Origin of the sequence: Priestia sp. YIM B13486 (assembly GCF_042787865.1) — a bacterium.
Classification (GTDB): domain Bacteria; phylum Bacillota; class Bacilli; order Bacillales; family Bacillaceae_H; genus Priestia; species Priestia megaterium.
Genome location: NZ_JBHZOZ010000002.1, coordinates 660583 through 676312, shown reverse-complemented (window position 1 = coordinate 676312; position 15730 = coordinate 660583). Strand labels below are relative to the sequence as shown.

The window sequence follows — 15730 nt, the reverse complement described above, 5'->3', positions numbered from 1 at the left end:
CGATTTGGAACATAGAGTCCAAATCGTTTTTTCATCTTATACCCACCCGCGGAAACGAGAAGCTTCAGCTGATTTTTTGATTCCTGCCATGTAAGCAGCAAGCCTCATATCTACGTCATTTTCTTGAGAGATTTGATAGACCGTTTCAAATGAATCTACCATTACCTTGCGTAATTTGTAAGCTACTTCCTCTTCAGACCAGTAGTATCCTTGATTATTTTGCACCCATTCGAAGTATGAAACCGTTACGCCTCCAGCACTCGCTAAAATATCTGGCACTAAAAGTACGCCTTTTTCATCTAAAATGCGCGTAGCTTCAAGCGTAGTCGGTCCGTTCGCTGCTTCTACTACAATAGAAGCTTTAATGCGATGAGCGTTGCGAACCGTAATTTGATTCGAAATGGCTGCAGGTACTAAAATATCACATTCTTTTTCTAATAGTTCTTCGTTTGTCATCACATTGGTAAATAAATTTGTTACGGTACCAAAACTGTCGCGTCGATCAAGCAGGTAATCAATATCAAGACCAAGCGGATCATAAAGAGCTCCGTATGCGTCTGAAATGCCAATTACTTTTGCTCCTGCATCATGCATGAACTTAGCGAGAAAACTGCCGGCATTTCCGAATCCTTGAATAATAATTCGCGCTTCTTGCAAGTTAAGGTTTTTCTTTTTAACAGCTTCTTCTATACAAATGGTTACTCCTTTAGCCGTTGCAGTTTCGCGTCCTTGAGATCCTCCGAGTACGATAGGTTTTCCGGTAATAAAACCAGGAGAATCGAACTCACGCAGTCGGCTATATTCATCCATCATCCATGCCATAATTTGAGAGTTTGTATAGACATCCGGTGCAGGAATATCTTTAGTAGGCCCAACTATTTGACTGATGGCTCTTACATAGCCGCGGCTGAGTCGTTCTAGTTCGCCAAAAGACATGTTTCTTGGGTCACATACAATTCCGCCTTTACCGCCGCCGTACGGAAGGTCGACAATGCCGCATTTTAAGCTCATCCAAATGGATAATGCCTTCACTTCCTCTTCATTTACTTCAGGATGAAAACGTACTCCTCCTTTAGTAGGCCCGACAGCATCATTATGTTGAGAGCGGTAGCCGGTGAATACTTTTACCGATCCGTTATCCATTTTAACCGGAATGCGAACCGTCATCATGCGCAGCGGTTCTTTCAATAAATGGTATACTTCTTCACCATAGCCTAGCTTTTGAAGCGCTTCTTGAATAACTGTTTGAGTAGATAAAAATAAATTAAGTGATTCCTGTTCTTGCTGCTGTTCTCTTTTTAATTCACTAGCTGTTTTTGTAATGGACATTCTGTTCACCCCATATTAATCATTGAATTTTCTCAACTATTTAACATGCAATTCCTGTGCCAGTTTGCAACGCTTTTATATTATAAATAATCTCTATTAGCAAGCCTTATATTCCCTGCATAGGCTGATATTAGTATATACTTAAAGAAATAAGACAAACTATTTATACCGCAAAGGAGGAAAGTGCTATGTTACATGAAAGAAAAGAACAAGAGCGAAACAATCACTGTATAGAATGCTGTTCCATCTGCGGAGAAAGGCTAACATCTTTTCAAGAAAAAGAAATATTCACATGCGACAGCTGCTTTGAACAAAAAGTCAACGATGTGCTTTCTGAGCTGTAATCAGATGCTCTATTTTTTAGAAACAGGTGTCACAATGTTAAAGTTTGGATCGATAGAATCCTGACAAGACAAAAAGAAATCCCATTTTGATTTATCTCCTTGAACAAATATGACCGAGCTATAAGAGTGATCATTTGTAGTTGTGAGTCGATATAAGGTATCTTGCCACATCGTTACCGTCACCTCAGCTTTCTTTCGCGTATCTCCGAGATACCTAAAGATTCCATGCTTAAATTCTGTGAGAGCTACTTCATTACGATCTGGTATGACAAACAATAGACGATAGTTACATGCACCTGCCTTTAATCCATCTACGCGAATGCTAAATAGTTCTAAAATATTTTTTAAAGGAAGTGTATCCCATACTTCTTTTGTGATAATGTTGGCAGGTAGCGGTATATTACCTAAACGAAGTTCTTTGGCTCCTGTTAAATATTCATTTCGCCAAGGGCCAGATTCCGCTATATACCCTAATTGTTCAAGCGCGTCTGCACATAAAAGTTTTGCCTTTACATGGTGAGGATCAGCGTAAATAACTTGTTTGGTCACTTCAGCTACCCATTGATAGTCGCCTTGTTGAAAACAACGCTGCGCTTTTTTGACAATGTTGTCCGCTCCCCCCATATACTCTACATACTTCTTAGCTGACTCTTCAGGAAACAGTTTATTTAAATCGACAGGATTGCTGTTATACCAGCCCATATAGCGCTGATAAACCGCTTTTGCGTTGTGGTTAACCGTTCCATAAAAACCGTTGGTATACCACTCGTGAGATAGGATTTCTGGGAGCTTCATCATTCGGCCGACGTGATCAATGGTATATCCTTGATTCATGAGCCTTAATGTTTGATCATTAATATATTGATAAACATCTCGTTGATTTTCGATATATGTGATGCACGAGTCGTTTCCGAACCTTGGCCAATTATGTACCCCAAATACAGTTGTTAGTTCTTGGCCAAATAAATCGATTGCTTGCTGCAAGTATCTTGCCCATGCTGCTGCGTCTCTTACTTTTGCTCCTCTGAGCGTATAGATGTTGTGCTGAGTGGCCGTACAGTTTTCTGCAATACACAGAGACTTTTCACTAGGAATATAGATGTTCATTTCAGCAGGCGCTTCCGTTCCTGGCGTAAGCTGAAACTGAAATGAGACGCCGTCAATTTTCTTACTTACATAAGAATGATGTTCGGAAGGACGGATTTCTTCTATGCCTTTAATAAGCGTGATTGTTCCAAATGAAATTTCTTTTCCGATACCGTTGTCAATTAAGCCTTTTTCATCGCGTCGCAGTTGAATACCGTACATATATTGACTTCTTCGTGTCATTGCTGTTGCCGCCGTGACGTTTTCATCGATAACCGCATCCATAAACCCAGCAGGAGCATAAACTTTACTAGTTTTATTTTGTGTTGAGTCAGGTAATACTCCTAAAACTCCACCGTAATGGTCTATATGTGAATGTGAGAAGATAACGGCTCTAACAGGACGCTTCCCCCAGTGCTGGTTTACTAGTTTAAGTGCTTCTTCTGCTGTTTCTCTTGACGTCAAGCAATCAATAACAATCCATCCCGTTTTCCCTTTAACAAATGTAATATTAGCCATATCAAAGCCTCTTACTTGAAAGATATTTTCAGTTACTTGATATAAGCCGGCTTGTACATTTAATTTTCCTTGTTCCCACAGTTTAGGGTGGACAGTAGCAGGTGTAGATTGTTCAAATAAAAAAGCGTACTTTCTTAAATCCCATACAGGATACAGCTGATTTTTTTTGAAAATCAGAGGAAAAGGTACGCGTACAAGAGCTTGGTAATCCGCAAGATTTTGTTCTGATTTCACTTGTTCCCAGTCTATGTTTTTATAAGTATCAGCATTAGTCGCTGCAGTCTTTTGAGTAGCATCTTTTCGGTGAATCGTTAACTCCTGTTCATAATCAAACAGCATAACCCCCTCCTTTTTATTACTTTATGCGTAAAAATGAGACGAAGTACAAAAAGGGAGGGAAAATAGAGTTAACAAAAAAGAAGATGCGCTTAGCACGCATCTTCTTTTTTATACTGAATGTCATGTTTGAATAGTCGAGTATTCTGTCTGAATTAGACAGCCTAGCACTTAGTATAACGATTGTTTACCAATGTGCCTTTTGTAATCAAAACAAATCTTCCTTCTAAGGTGCTCAATACGTTTCTTGAAGTCGCTGTAAAACAATGCATGTGTACAGTCTCTCCTTTCTTGTATTGGCCTTACATAGATTGTATACCCTCGAAAAAATAATTGAAACCTAATTGGGAGATTTTTTCAAAAAATAATAAATACATTATGGTTAGGCTCTTTTGTCTCTATTTTTTCACCCAGTTGTCATTATCATCTTTTTTGTACTTCGTTTTCACCGCGTTCCAAGCGACTTTGTGAGCGGTAGCTTCTTCTTTGTATTCATCACTTGCTGAATTGAATGCTTCTTTATAAATTTCCTGAGCATGATGAGGAAGATTATCTCTTACTCCATCCGGCAGTTCTTTTAATGAATTGTAAGGCATGATAGTATTCCTCCTTGAAAACATCTTTTACTACTGATTTACCTGTTTTCAAATAACATAAACATTTAATAAATATAGTCCTTATACAAGTCGGACTGAGTGACCTTTTTATAAGCAAGTCCGTGTTTTTTAGCAAGGGCTTTTACTTCATCTACACAGTTTTGAGCGCTTCTTGGTGATACGTAAATTTCATTGATAAGCTGATGTAAATTACATGTAAGGAGGTTACCATGCTCATGAGAAAACTCATACGATCTTTTTTCAAGGATATCCATTCGTTGTTGCCATTGATTTGCGGAAATACCTTGAATTTCGAACAGCTTTTGCAGCTTCCAAGCGTGTATACGACTTGCTACAATAACAAGCCTCAATTCATTTTCATGCTGATAGGATTTGCGCTTGTAAAATAACGTGTCATACACAGAGTGACTGACCATTTCTTTTTGGAAGTCTATGTACTGCACTTTGCCAGAGAAGATTTTATAGCGTAAATCTTTAATACTGCACAATAAATTTTCATAGGTGGTTTTAATAGCTACGCCATCATTCCCCTTTAAATATAGATCCCACATTCCAGCGGCTTCGTAATCATTGATATGCCAGGATGAAACAGCAGAAAATTCATGGATTTTTCTTATATAGGTTCTAGAGGTACGGTTATGACGTTCGCCTTTTTTTCTTAACTCTTCTATGTTCCACATTGAAGAGCATCCTTCAAGAGGGTCCGAAAATGCATCAGGTTTTGCGAAAAAAAGCGCATTGGTTTCCAGTAAATCTTGAAAATCAGACAGCGGCATAAATCGCCACACCGTCGGATTATTGTGCACCTTATAGCGTTCATCATAATCGTCATAGCTAGATTCGAATCTTTTGGCATATTCGTAAGCTTTATCTCTATAAGCTAAATCCATTGGTTTTCCTCCTCTGAATGCATATTCACACTTGAATTATAGCACTTAATTGTTGTAATTTTCAAAATTATCCACCTGTATTAGGAGAGTTCTGTTATCAGAAAAGAAGGCACGCCTCAACATCTGCAGCGTGTCTTCTATTTAATGAAATGAATGTTTTGCTTAACACTTTCACTTTCTGGCTGATTTAATTCCAATAAATAAATTTTATCCGCTCGAAAATCAGTATTCTTCATTTCTTTTTTTAAGGCACGAATAAAGGCAGCTGAACTTTTTCCGTAGGCTTCAAAATAATGAAACGTGTGTACAACAAATAGAATGGATGCTCCACTGTAATCTTTTTTGCTCTTTTTTTGGATGTTTTCTAGCACTTTTTCTATATACTCTTCTACAGAACCTTCCGTCTGGATACGGGGTAGAGCAAAATTTCCTGAATTCACCCTCTGTGCATCTTCAAATTCCAGTTTCCCATCTTTGTAAGAAGTAATTTCAATTCGTTTTTCAGTACCATCCGGCTGAAGAATTAATCCGTCGTATCCTTGACTTCCAATAATAAGCTTCAATTTTGAATTCCTCGGACAATAGGAAGATTGGCTGAAGCAATAAAGCGGATAAAACTCTTCAAAAAACTTTTTGAAACGCCCTTTTTTAAGTCGAGCCAATTTTATATATTCTCTGTTTTGATGAATCATTTTCTGCGTATGTTCAAAATACTGCTTCATTTCCTCTTGCGTCCTGTACACATCAAGATCTTTAAATAATTCATCCATCTTTTTCACCTTCAATCCCACCAACTAAAAAAGTCTTCTTGCTTAGTAGATACATATTCATAAGTGTGTGTGACAATTTTCTTTTTTTTTAAGATATAACTTTTTTAAAACAAAACGTGCACACTTTTCATTTTTTTGCATATCCTGTTATTCGTGCGTTCAATCATGAGCGTACATTTCAGCCTTTAGTTGTAAAAGATGAACAGCAAAGTTACCGCTGATGGCGGATGATATGCTTCTGATTATTTCATAAACTATAACAAACAGGAAACTTAACAATAATTGAGGTGTTGAAAATGTTTGATAATGATTACGTAGTTAAAACCATTCACGATTTATATGTAAGAAATACAGAAAGCAAATTAAAAGTCTTCTTAACTTATTTTTGCCATAAAAGATAACATGTATTTATAGACGGTAATATATAGTCAATTGTTACTTGGAGTTTTTTTATAGGAAGAAGAGTTTGATACAAATAAAAAGGAATAGTGGGTAATCCACTACTCCTTTTTTTATTATACTTGCAATTCCCGAATAAGTTCAGCAATAATTTTAATGCTTCTATCGATATCTGGTAAAGAAGCATAGGCGTAAGAAAGCCGAAGATAACTGCCGGTTTCTTGTGCATAGATACTTCCGGAATTAAGCAATATTCCTTTTTTTAAAGCACGAGAGTATAAAGATTTCATTGAAATAGAAGGTTGAATATGCACCCATATAAAAAAGCCTCCTTCAGGATTCGTCCATGTCGCTACATCTCCTGCATATGTTTCTAAAGCATTCAGCATAACTTTTCTTCTTGTTTGCAATTCGGTTCGTACCGTTTCCATATGCTGTTGATATAAGCCATTTTTAAACCATTCTGCTGCCACTCTTTGAGACAATGAGCTGGATCCATAATCCGTTTGCATTTTAATATCCGCCAAACGCTCAATGACTGGTTCTGGGCCGACTATCCATCCGATACGTAATCCCGGGCTTAATGTTTTAGAAAGACTGCTAACATATAACACGTGTCCATTTTTATCTAAAGCTTTTAATGGCAACGGAGGCTGTTTATTTAGCCATAATTCGCGGTATAAATCATCTTCAATAATAGGAAGCTGATGTTCCTCACATTCTTTCAGCAAATCGTAACGCCTTTTTGAGGACATTAATGTTCCCGTTGGGTTATGGAAACATGGATTTGTATATAAAATAGCTTGCCCTTCTTGAGGGTCAGCGCATTTTATAGCTGTTACTTTTATTCCTTCCTCATCCATAGAGAGACCTTTGAGTTTCATTCCGGCTGATTGAAATACATGTAAGGAGTATAGATAAGAAGGTTTTTCTAGCAAAACCGAAGAGTTCTTTTGCAGCAGTCCAATTGAAATAAGCTGAAGAGCTTGAAGCGCGCCGGAAACAATTAAAATAGAATCTGGAGAAGATTCAACCCCCATTGTTTTCATATACGTACTTAACTCTTTTCGTAAAGGAAAATACCCCTTTGGTTCTTCGTATCCCAGAACTTCCATGTTTTTTGCTACTTTTTCCATAGCGTATTTCATTTTATCTTTAGGGAATATGTCAGGTGAAAGCTCTCCTTTGCTTAATTGAATAAGGTTTGAGTTAAATTCGGATTCATTAATATCTTGTACCATTGCTTGACTCGGACGATGCATACCTGATTTCACATGAACATTCCAATCGGGCGGAGCCGTAGCCAAAAGTGTCCATGTATTATTTATAACGATTGTTCCCTTTCCCATCTTACCTTCAATTAAACCGTCCGCTGTTAATTCCTCTAATGCCGTGATGACCGTACTTCGGTTAACATCGAACATAGCAGCAAGCTTTCGCTGACTAGGAATTTTACTTCCAATCGGCCATTCTCCACGCGCAATTTTCTCTTTCATAAAATCAATGATTTGCTTGTATTTTGGATAACTCGAACTGTTCTCTTGATTCATACATTTACTCCTGTTTTTAAAGTGGTTGGGTTAATTGCTTTTAAACTGGTTGAAGACATTTTATCAAATGTTTATTAACATGGGAACCACAATAGATACTGGTTGGATTCAAAATGAAAAATGGAGATGAATAGGCATGAAATTAACGTTTAGTCTGGTGTTCTTACATATACTGATGATTAGCTTATGGGCTTCAGCATTTCCAGTTATTCAAATAGGGCTGGAATCGTTTTCTCCTCAGCACCTCGCTTTTGTTCGGTTAAGTATTGCTTCTGTAGTGCTGTTAGTTATTGCAATAGCCACACGCATGCGCTTACCTGATATAAAAGATATTCCACTTCTTTTAGCACTCGGTTTTTTAGGTTTTACCGTATATCACACGACATTAAACATTGGAGAAAAAACGGTGAGTGCGGGTATTGCGAGTTTACTGGTCTCGACTACTCCTATTTTTTCTTCACTTTTAGCTATTTTTCTTTTTCAAGAGGAGTTCGGAAAAAGAAAATGGATTGGATCTGCAGTAAGCTTTGCGGGTATTGCACTTTTAACCTTGAGCAAAGAGAATTTTGTACACTCAGTTAATGGAATCTTACTGATTCTGCTAGCTGCCCTTGCAGAAAGCATCTATATAGTATGTCAAAAAAATTTATTAAAAAAGTATGGTTTCCTTTCTTTTGTGACGTACAGTATTTGGGGGGCTACAATTTCTATGCTTGTTTTTTTACCTGGGTTAGAAACAGAACTTGCACATATCTCTGTCAGATCAGCAATAAGCGTGACATATTTAGGATTATTTCCAACCGTTATTCCCTATATGGTACTCGCTTATCTGACATCGCGTATAGGTTCTGCTGAGGCTGCCATTTCTCTTTACTTAACTCCTGCGCTGTCCTTTTTCTTAGCGTGGCTGCTTTTAAAAGATATCCCGAGTGCAGCTTCCATCGTTGGAAGCATCATTACGTTATGCGGCGTGTTTCTTACACATAGTAAAAGAAAAGTAGTGGTAAAAGAGACAAAGTTCACAATACAAAGATAATGTGTACGATTTAAGTAATTCTCTTAGAGGCTATGTTTTTTACCTATATATTTTATTTAGAACATACTTTAATTTCTTCTTTTTGCAGTTTAATTAATAATTAATAAAAAAGCACCTTTCTTTAATCTTGGTTTAAGATTTAAAGAAAGGCGCTTTTTTATGTAGTTTCTAATTCTGCTTTTATTTTTCCAGCCACTGCGTGAGTCAGCTGCTGAAGATCGTAAATCTCTTCTCCTGAAAGTACTACATGTCCGTTTAAAACGTGGTTATGTTTATATGCTCGATACGTCACTTCGATACTTTTTATCGCACGCTCTACTTCATCATTCACCATAATACTTTCATAGTGATAGGATAGTGTTTCAATTCGAATCTGCGTATTTTTCATATTCATTCACCCTCCATGAGCCGTTGACTAAAAATATGACTGTTAGAGGTGAACTATACATAGAAACTTTTTTGTTACCACCTAATTTGTTATTTAGAACATATTTCAATTAATTAATTCATCTCTGCTATTCTTTTTTTACAAAATACCAAAATAAACCCCCGCTCTTCGGAGCGGGGGTTTATTGCTTGTAGTACCAGCCTTTTTTATCTAAAAACTGTTTAACTTTTACAAAATCCAGCCCAGCTGCGGTAAGTTCAGCGGACGGATTACCTATTGCATGTACGTGTAATTCACTGTCGATTCCTTCATTTTTTAAGAAAGCACGAAACTCTGTTTCCATGTCTTTACTTAATCCGCCTGTTTTAATTGTAATTGGGATAGGTTCTACGTCTTTCATTTGCACAAATCCGCCTGGAATAGCCCATGCTGCATTGGTATACCCATATACGCTAAATACTGTGCCTTTTTTTATAGTTCTAAAATTCTCTGTTACATTCGCATATTTGTAGACTCCAATATCCTTCTTCGCTTTTACTTGAAAAGAATATTTATCTCCGAGTGAAGTAACCTTTGGTAATGATTCTTCGACAGGATTACTTACACCCTTAAGCAATTCCATCATTTTAGCTAATGTTGTCTCATCAGCTTTTCCAGTTGACGTTAATCCGTACTTTTCTTGAAGAGCTTTAACAGCTGCAACAGTTTCGCTGCCATATTGACCATCGGTTCCTTGCTGGGAAAGTTCAAATCCTAATCTAATTAAGTTTTGCTGCAGTTCTTTTACAGCTAGTCCGCTATCACCTTGCTGCAATTGTGCTGATGGCTTATTATTTTCCACCACCGTCACGCCTGTATTAATACTATTAAAGAAATCCAGATCCATTTCATTGATATCAACATTGCCTTTAATCCCGTTTACTTTTCCTTGATCTGTATATTGAAACATAGCCCATCTATCCCAAATCGCCGTATCACCTGGGTTAACGAATCCCTTAGAACGGTTACTTCCACTGTAACGAGCTATCCATAGCGGATATCTTGCCACGGCGCTTGTAAAATTGGATTTAATAAAACTATACCCCGTGTAAAGAATAGGCGTAATACTTGTTTTCCTTTCAATATACTCCATCCATCTGACTGCAAAGGCTGTGACCTGCGCTTTTGTTTTCCCTTTATTTTCTTCCAAATCTAAGCAATGAGGCAAATCAACCTTCATGCTGCCTAATTTATTTAAAAAGAAATTAACTTCTGCAATGGGATCATTATCAGCATGAGCAAAGTGATAAAAGCCTACACGTAGACCTGCATTTTTTGCACCTATATAATTATCATATGATTTTTTATCTAAGAAGGTTGTACCTTCTGTTAATTTAATATACGCGCCTTTTACACCATCCGACGCCACTTTTGCCCAATCAATTGTTCCGTTGTGATGAGAAACATCAATGACCTTAATATTTTGATTATTACGGTTTTGCATTGCTATCACTCCTTCATACAAACTATGAATAAAAAAGGAAATGGCAACTGATACAGGCCTATGAAATAGATATTAGGCTTTATAAAAAAACTACACTAAGAAGGGATTTTGGTAGCCTTCCCTTATTATAAGAAATGAATTTGTGCAATTTTATAAAGTGAGGAAAGCTATATTCGTTTATACTAATAATATGAAGATATACTGAATAAAAAGTGGAGGAATATGATGTCTTTAATAAAAGAAGCACGTAGATATGCAGAACACGCTCATAGCGGCCAAATGCGCAAGCTGTCCGATACACCTTATATTGTTCATCCTATTAACGTAGGTACTATTTTAGAAAAAGCAGGTTTTAGTGAAGAAGTAATTGCAGCAGCTTATCTGCATGATGCTGTAGAAGATACAAGTGTAACACTCGAAGAAATTGTACAAAGATTTGGTTTAGAGGTAGCGGGGATTGTTGAAGCTCATACAGAAAACAAATCAAAAAGCTGGGAAGAACGTAAACAGCATACAATTCAAATTGTGAAAACTGGTTCTCTTGAAGTGAAATCTTTAATTGTAGCAGATAAATTAGACAATTTACGGTCTTTAAAAGAAAGCTACGATCAGCAAGGAGATACGATTTGGAATAGCTTTAAAAGAGGATTCGAAAAGCAGAAATGGTACTACGAATCCATTAGCAAATACGCTGCACAAGGATTGGAACCAAGCCAAATTCCAAGTTTTTTTTATACGTATAAACAAGAAGTAAACGATTTTTTTAGAAGTTAATATTCATATGAAGAAATTAGAAAACACTGAAAATAACTATTGCGAACGCGCTGCATACGTATTAAAATATAGTAGAGTCAACACGCAATAAAGGCTCTACATAATCGGGACTGTAGTTCAGTGGGAGAATACTTGTCTGGCAGACAAGGGGTCGTGGGTTCGAATCCCATCAGTTCCATAAAACCAGTCGTATCAAGAGTTTAAAACGCTTTAAAACTCTGCAGGATGGAATGGTTGCAATACTATTTCATCTGACCTCTTCATGATTTCCATGAAGAGGTTTTTTATTTTCTTTTTACGATTGATCCTCATGATTTTTATGATTATTCTTTTCACTGCTCCTGCTGACAATTTCTCTAAGTTCGCCCTCGTCGCCTTTTGCATTGATGATTTCAAAAAGCTGATTCAGCCCTTCACTTGTTTCATCATTTGGTTCTTTGCCCATTCTATCCCCTCCTTTTGCTTCTAGGATGCCCATTTTTTTCACATTGTTTCATGTAAAAAGCAATTCATCAATATTAATCCGCCGTAAAAGTATACCTTTACGACCCTTGTGCGATTAATGGTTATACAAATATAATCAATCCTTTAAATTTTGCAGCATTTTATAGGGCTTCTAATACTCATCTATAATGAAATGATCATCACAAACTTCGTTAAAATCGTTCTCTTCGTGGAGATCTACTTCTTTATCTTTGGATATCTCGGTTTCTGTTGTAAATAGTTTAAAAAGCTTGTTTAACATTGTTCTACCTCATATTTTTCATTAATACATTCAATATGACTAATTTATATGAAGCCAGTATGAATTGAAACTTAAGATAATGTGAATGTAGACATTAACGTGAGATGTTAAGCATGCTTATACCCTGGACAAAGAAGTGATTAGTATATCAGCTGTATGTGGCATTCGTTCTATAAAAGTCGTCTTTGTTATTCGTTATTCGCTTTGCTATTGTACTAGGTAGCTTAGTTTTATGTATCATCGCTTTAATCCCTTAGTTATCAACATCCTTAAATACCATTCAAATGGCTTGTGTAGTTGGAATTATCCTTTTGCTTGCTTTGTTTTTCTTAGGTGATATCCACAATCAAACGAAAAAACGCAAGCTATAAAAAAGAACTTTGTATGCTGCTGCAAAGTTCTTTTCATAAACACTTACTGTTTGTTAAGAACTGTATGAAATAGCTCATACACTTCTCATACAATCGCTAAGACCTATTCAGTTAACAGTCCTTCTTACGTTTTTTTCAAACCATCCATATGCAATTTCAGCTTTAATTTCTTTATTTCCCGGAGAAACTAGGAAAATAACGTATGAACCGTTGTTTGGAAAGATAAATTTGCCATCTTCATCACTTACTAATGTACTTTTCGGCGGAACAACACGGTTAAATACGTTTACCCCTTTGGTAGGAAAGCCTTTTACCATTTCTGCAAATTTAATTTTCCCTTTTGGCTTTGAACGTATTGTAGTATTTGCTGGACTCACATTATCTGAAGTTGTTCCTTTTCCAGGCGGGATAGAATTAAACCAAATTTCAGCAGTAAAAGGTTCGTTGGAATAGTTAGTGATAGTAAAAGCATTCACAAATAAATCTACTCCGGAGCCGGAAGGGTTAACTAACCCGCCCCAAGCATTTCTATTTCCACCAAAACGAATAGGCTCAGTTTGTCCGACAAAATAGTCTCCTTTTAAAGATTGATATAAAGGATTAGGTATATTAACGGCTTTAATATAAGGTTTACTCGACTCGTAATTCGACATACAATCATCTCCTTTCTGTACTATATTTTATGAAGTTTTTCTATAAATGCTTGGACACATGCATTTAGAAATATATTTAATCTTTATATAAACGCAAAAAGATAGACCCGATACTGAGCCTATCTTTTCCTATCGCTTAATGCCCTCGTCGACTGCTGGTGTATAAACGGATTGTTTTTTGACTTTATATTCCGATGCTTTTTTAATACTTCTACTATCACTTCTTAAAGTAGGAATCACCTATTCTTTTGTAGTCATAGAATGAAGAATCCTTACCTTTTTTTCACAATATTCAACAATTTCATAACAGGCTGTGAGAATATCATGTCTAGACAGTTCTATTTCATCAAATACAAATTTTGAAAGCTGCTTCTGCAGAACCTCCAGCTTTTTGCTGTCTTCTTCATCGATCCATAGCCCTTCCGTAATACACACATCTGCTAGTTTGTTAATAGATTGAGCCGTCCAGTTTAAGCCGGCTGAAGAAACAGTTTTTGTAAGTAAATCGTTTTTTATAGCTAGAATAACTTGACACACATGGGTATAGGCATCAACTTTCTTTTGGATAAATGCTTTGCGAAGCTCTTGTTTGTATTGCTCTTTCGACATCACTATAGCTACGACAGACGTAATGAATGTTCCTGCCAGCGCGATGAGCGACCCTATCAAAATTCCTATCAGTTCTCCGGACAAAACGTTCACCTCTTTAAAGGTATTTCTATATGCTATGAGAATGAAGGAATTGATATGAGGTAAACACCATGTAAAAACAGCCCTAACTTTTCTAAGTTAGGGCTGTAACACTAAAATATGACGGAAACCAAATTAGATAATACGACTTGTAATAATTCCTTCAATTTGACCGATTTTTTCTTCTAGCTCAGGCACAATCTCGTCACTTACTTGATTGTCAATATCGATCATTGTATACGCATATTCACCGCGGCTTCTGTTCACCATATCTGCGATGTTTAAATTGTAGTTTGAGAATACTTGCGTAAGTTGTCCTACCATATTCGGCACGTTGTGATGGAAAGCAGCTACGCGTTTTTTCCCAGTGTAAGGAAGAGATGCATTCGGGAAATTCACTGAGTTTTTAACGTTTCCTGTTTCTAAGAAATTTTTCACTTGACGTGCTGCCATTACCGCACAGTTTTCTTCTGATTCTTGAGTTGATGCCCCTAGATGAGGAATTGGCACAACATTTTTCATGTTCAAGACATTTTGATTTGGGAAATCTGTAATGTATCGTCCAACTTTTCCACTTTCAAGAGCAGCTTTCATATCTTCTTCGTTTACAAGCTCACCGCGTGAGAAGTTCAAAATATGAACATCAGGTTTCATGATGCTAAACGTTTCTTTGTTGAAAACACCTTTTGTATCGTCCGTTAATGGAACGTGAACCGTAATATAGTCAGATGCTGCAAATAGTTCTTCTAGAGACATTGCACGCTGTACGTTGCGAGACAAATTCCAAGCTGTATTAACAGAAATGAATGGATCAAAACCAATTACGTCCATATCTAAATCAAGCGCATCGTTTGCTACAAGAGCACCAATTGCACCTAAACCAATAACGCCTAACGTTTTACCTTTGATTTCTTTTCCAACAAACTGTTTTTTACCTGCTTCAACTAACTTAGGAATTTGATCACCTTGGCCATCCAATCCTTTTGTCCATTCAACTCCAGCAAATAAGTTACGAGAAGAAGCCATAATTGTAGTTAAAACCATTTCTTTTACTGCGTTTGCATTAGCTCCTGGCGTATTAAATACAACGATACCTTGCTCCGTGCAAGCGTCCACCGGTATATTATTAACCCCTGCTCCAGCTCGTGCAATAGCTTTTAAATTTTGGTCAAATGCCATGCTGTGCATGTTAAAGCTACGCACGACAATCGCATCTGGATTTTCGCTGTCGTTGTCAATTTGATAACCTTCTTGATTAAAAACATTTAGACCTTTTTGTGCAATGTTGTTTAATGTTTTGATTGTTTGTACTTTTTTTAATGTTAATGTGCTCATTTTGTACTCTCCTCTGATTATCATCGTAGTTTTACATGTTTTTACCTTTGGATAAAGGAACTTCATTTTTAATTTTTTAAAAAGTCTGGTTTTTTAGCCTACATATGTGATAACTTCTATATCCTCTCCCCCTAAACAGAAAGAGGTAAGAGATATGTATTAATCCCTTACCTCTGCCCAGGCGAACGGCTACGTCACTATATGCTTCCTCACGGTTATCCGCGTTTCGCCAGTCACATATAGTCTTTGAAATTAAGTATATTCTAGCAAACTCTTTCAGAACGTTCAACCTTTTTTTAAAAGTTTGCTTTTTTCAGTCTAATTTTTAATCTCTTTAGTGAATCTCCTAATATATTGACAAATACCCTAATACATGTTAAATAAGAAGAGTGATTAGCACTCTATCCACTCAAGT

At 36.7% G+C, this 15730-nt stretch carries 16 protein-coding genes, 1 tRNA gene and 1 riboswitch; of the genes, 4 read left to right on the top strand and 13 right to left on the bottom strand.

From position 1 onward, the window contains the following. Positions 1–36 precede the first annotated feature (36 nt). Complete coding sequence (locus ACFX4G_RS07580; RefSeq protein WP_097823367.1) at positions 37–1329, bottom strand: Glu/Leu/Phe/Val family dehydrogenase; 1293 nt, start codon at positions 1327–1329, stop codon at positions 37–39. A gap of 188 nt (positions 1330–1517) precedes the next feature. Here ACFX4G_RS07580 and ACFX4G_RS07575 point away from each other — a divergent pair, with 188 nt between their 5' ends. After that, entirely contained in the window at positions 1518–1673 is a 156-nt protein-coding gene (locus tag ACFX4G_RS07575) for a hypothetical protein (protein WP_013083248.1), read from the top strand. Between the two features lie 9 nt (positions 1674–1682). Here ACFX4G_RS07575 and ACFX4G_RS07570 read toward each other — a convergent pair whose 3' ends face one another. From ACFX4G_RS07570 to pdxR, 5 genes are all read right to left on the bottom strand, one after another. Continuing rightward, positions 1683–3617, bottom strand: a complete 1935-nt coding sequence (locus ACFX4G_RS07570) for an alkyl/aryl-sulfatase (protein ID WP_377573687.1) — start codon at positions 3615–3617, stop codon at positions 1683–1685. Positions 3618–4012: 395 nt separating this feature from the next. Then, positions 4013–4210 (bottom strand): ChaB family protein, encoded by a 198-nt coding sequence (locus ACFX4G_RS07565; protein WP_013083246.1) that lies wholly within the window; start codon positions 4208–4210, stop codon positions 4013–4015. Between the two features lie 65 nt (positions 4211–4275). Further along, complete coding sequence (locus ACFX4G_RS07560; protein WP_377573684.1) at positions 4276–5121, bottom strand: DUF2971 domain-containing protein; 846 nt, start codon at positions 5119–5121, stop codon at positions 4276–4278. Positions 5122–5258: 137 nt separating this feature from the next. Further along, positions 5259–5891 carry a hypothetical protein gene (locus ACFX4G_RS07555; protein ID WP_043982549.1) on the bottom strand — a complete coding sequence of 211 codons (633 nt, stop codon included), beginning with the start codon at positions 5889–5891 and terminating at the stop codon, positions 5259–5261. A 515-nt stretch (positions 5892–6406) separates the two neighbouring features. Then, positions 6407–7840, bottom strand: coding sequence for a MocR-like pyridoxine biosynthesis transcription factor PdxR (gene pdxR / locus ACFX4G_RS07550; RefSeq protein WP_377573681.1), 1434 nt, complete (start codon positions 7838–7840; stop codon positions 6407–6409). A 136-nt stretch (positions 7841–7976) separates the two neighbouring features. Between pdxR and ACFX4G_RS07545 the strand changes: the two genes are divergently transcribed. After that, positions 7977–8876 (top strand): DMT family transporter, encoded by a 900-nt coding sequence (locus ACFX4G_RS07545; protein WP_377573678.1) that lies wholly within the window; start codon positions 7977–7979, stop codon positions 8874–8876. Positions 8877–9033: 157 nt separating this feature from the next. Here the strand turns inward: ACFX4G_RS07545 and ACFX4G_RS07540 are convergent, their stop codons facing one another. Together ACFX4G_RS07540 and ACFX4G_RS07535 are read right to left on the bottom strand one after the other, a co-directional pair. Then, positions 9034–9264 carry a hypothetical protein gene (locus tag ACFX4G_RS07540; RefSeq protein WP_016764194.1) on the bottom strand — a complete coding sequence of 77 codons (231 nt, stop codon included), beginning with the start codon at positions 9262–9264 and terminating at the stop codon, positions 9034–9036. Between the two features lie 181 nt (positions 9265–9445). Next, positions 9446–10747 (bottom strand): GH25 family lysozyme, encoded by a 1302-nt coding sequence (locus tag ACFX4G_RS07535; RefSeq protein ID WP_377573675.1) that lies wholly within the window; start codon positions 10745–10747, stop codon positions 9446–9448. Between the two features lie 225 nt (positions 10748–10972). Here ACFX4G_RS07535 and ACFX4G_RS07530 point away from each other — a divergent pair, with 225 nt between their 5' ends. After that, positions 10973–11521: an HD domain-containing protein gene (locus ACFX4G_RS07530; RefSeq protein WP_043982544.1), complete on the top strand. Its 549-nt coding sequence runs from the start codon at positions 10973–10975 to the stop codon at positions 11519–11521. Positions 11522–11627: 106 nt separating this feature from the next. After that, positions 11628–11699 (top strand) — tRNA-Ala (locus tag ACFX4G_RS07525). Positions 11700–11816: 117 nt separating this feature from the next. Here the strand turns inward: ACFX4G_RS07525 and ACFX4G_RS07520 are convergent. The 5 genes from ACFX4G_RS07520 to ACFX4G_RS07500 form a co-directional block, all read right to left on the bottom strand. Further along, complete coding sequence (locus ACFX4G_RS07520; protein WP_013057122.1) at positions 11817–11966, bottom strand: hypothetical protein; 150 nt, start codon at positions 11964–11966, stop codon at positions 11817–11819. 171 nt (positions 11967–12137) lie between these two features. Beyond that, positions 12138–12266: a hypothetical protein gene (locus tag ACFX4G_RS07515; RefSeq protein ID WP_272946360.1), complete on the bottom strand. Its 129-nt coding sequence runs from the start codon at positions 12264–12266 to the stop codon at positions 12138–12140. Positions 12267–12744: 478 nt separating this feature from the next. After that, positions 12745–13290, bottom strand: coding sequence for a DUF6143 family protein (locus ACFX4G_RS07510; protein WP_043982543.1), 546 nt, complete (start codon positions 13288–13290; stop codon positions 12745–12747). Between the two features lie 240 nt (positions 13291–13530). Further along, positions 13531–13992, bottom strand: coding sequence for a hypothetical protein (locus ACFX4G_RS07505; RefSeq protein ID WP_244300070.1), 462 nt, complete (start codon positions 13990–13992; stop codon positions 13531–13533). A 123-nt stretch (positions 13993–14115) separates the two neighbouring features. Continuing rightward, positions 14116–15315, bottom strand: a complete 1200-nt coding sequence (locus tag ACFX4G_RS07500) for a phosphoglycerate dehydrogenase (RefSeq protein WP_097823374.1) — start codon at positions 15313–15315, stop codon at positions 14116–14118. Between the two features lie 168 nt (positions 15316–15483). After that, positions 15484–15562: riboswitch (ZMP/ZTP riboswitch) on the bottom strand. Positions 15563–15730 lie beyond the last annotated feature (168 nt).

What these genes read in the sequence shown, in the direction of transcription:
- ACFX4G_RS07500 (WP_097823374.1), bottom strand. Translation starts at nt 15,315, where the DNA reads ATGAGCACATTAACATTAAAAAAAGTACAAACAATCAAAACATTAAAC.
- ACFX4G_RS07540 (WP_016764194.1), bottom strand. Translation starts at nt 9,264, where the DNA reads ATGAAAAATACGCAGATTCGAATTGAAACACTATCCTATCACTATGAA.
- ACFX4G_RS07570 (WP_377573687.1), bottom strand. Translation starts at nt 3,617, where the DNA reads ATGCTGTTTGATTATGAACAGGAGTTAACGATTCACCGAAAAGATGCT.
- ACFX4G_RS07575 (WP_013083248.1), top strand. Translation starts at nt 1,518, where the DNA reads ATGTTACATGAAAGAAAAGAACAAGAGCGAAACAATCACTGTATAGAA.
- ACFX4G_RS07515 (WP_272946360.1), bottom strand. Translation starts at nt 12,266, where the DNA reads ATGTTAAACAAGCTTTTTAAACTATTTACAACAGAAACCGAGATATCC.
- ACFX4G_RS07520 (WP_013057122.1), bottom strand. Translation starts at nt 11,966, where the DNA reads ATGGGCAAAGAACCAAATGATGAAACAAGTGAAGGGCTGAATCAGCTT.
- ACFX4G_RS07535 (WP_377573675.1), bottom strand. Translation starts at nt 10,747, where the DNA reads ATGCAAAACCGTAATAATCAAAATATTAAGGTCATTGATGTTTCTCAT.
- ACFX4G_RS07530 (WP_043982544.1), top strand. Translation starts at nt 10,973, where the DNA reads ATGTCTTTAATAAAAGAAGCACGTAGATATGCAGAACACGCTCATAGC.
- ACFX4G_RS07555 (WP_043982549.1), bottom strand. Translation starts at nt 5,891, where the DNA reads ATGGATGAATTATTTAAAGATCTTGATGTGTACAGGACGCAAGAGGAA.
- ACFX4G_RS07560 (WP_377573684.1), bottom strand. Translation starts at nt 5,121, where the DNA reads ATGGATTTAGCTTATAGAGATAAAGCTTACGAATATGCCAAAAGATTC.
- ACFX4G_RS07565 (WP_013083246.1), bottom strand. Translation starts at nt 4,210, where the DNA reads ATGCCTTACAATTCATTAAAAGAACTGCCGGATGGAGTAAGAGATAAT.
- ACFX4G_RS07545 (WP_377573678.1), top strand. Translation starts at nt 7,977, where the DNA reads ATGAAATTAACGTTTAGTCTGGTGTTCTTACATATACTGATGATTAGC.
- pdxR (WP_377573681.1), bottom strand. Translation starts at nt 7,840, where the DNA reads ATGAATCAAGAGAACAGTTCGAGTTATCCAAAATACAAGCAAATCATT.
- ACFX4G_RS07510 (WP_043982543.1), bottom strand. Translation starts at nt 13,290, where the DNA reads ATGTCGAATTACGAGTCGAGTAAACCTTATATTAAAGCCGTTAATATA.
- ACFX4G_RS07580 (WP_097823367.1), bottom strand. Translation starts at nt 1,329, where the DNA reads ATGTCCATTACAAAAACAGCTAGTGAATTAAAAAGAGAACAGCAGCAA.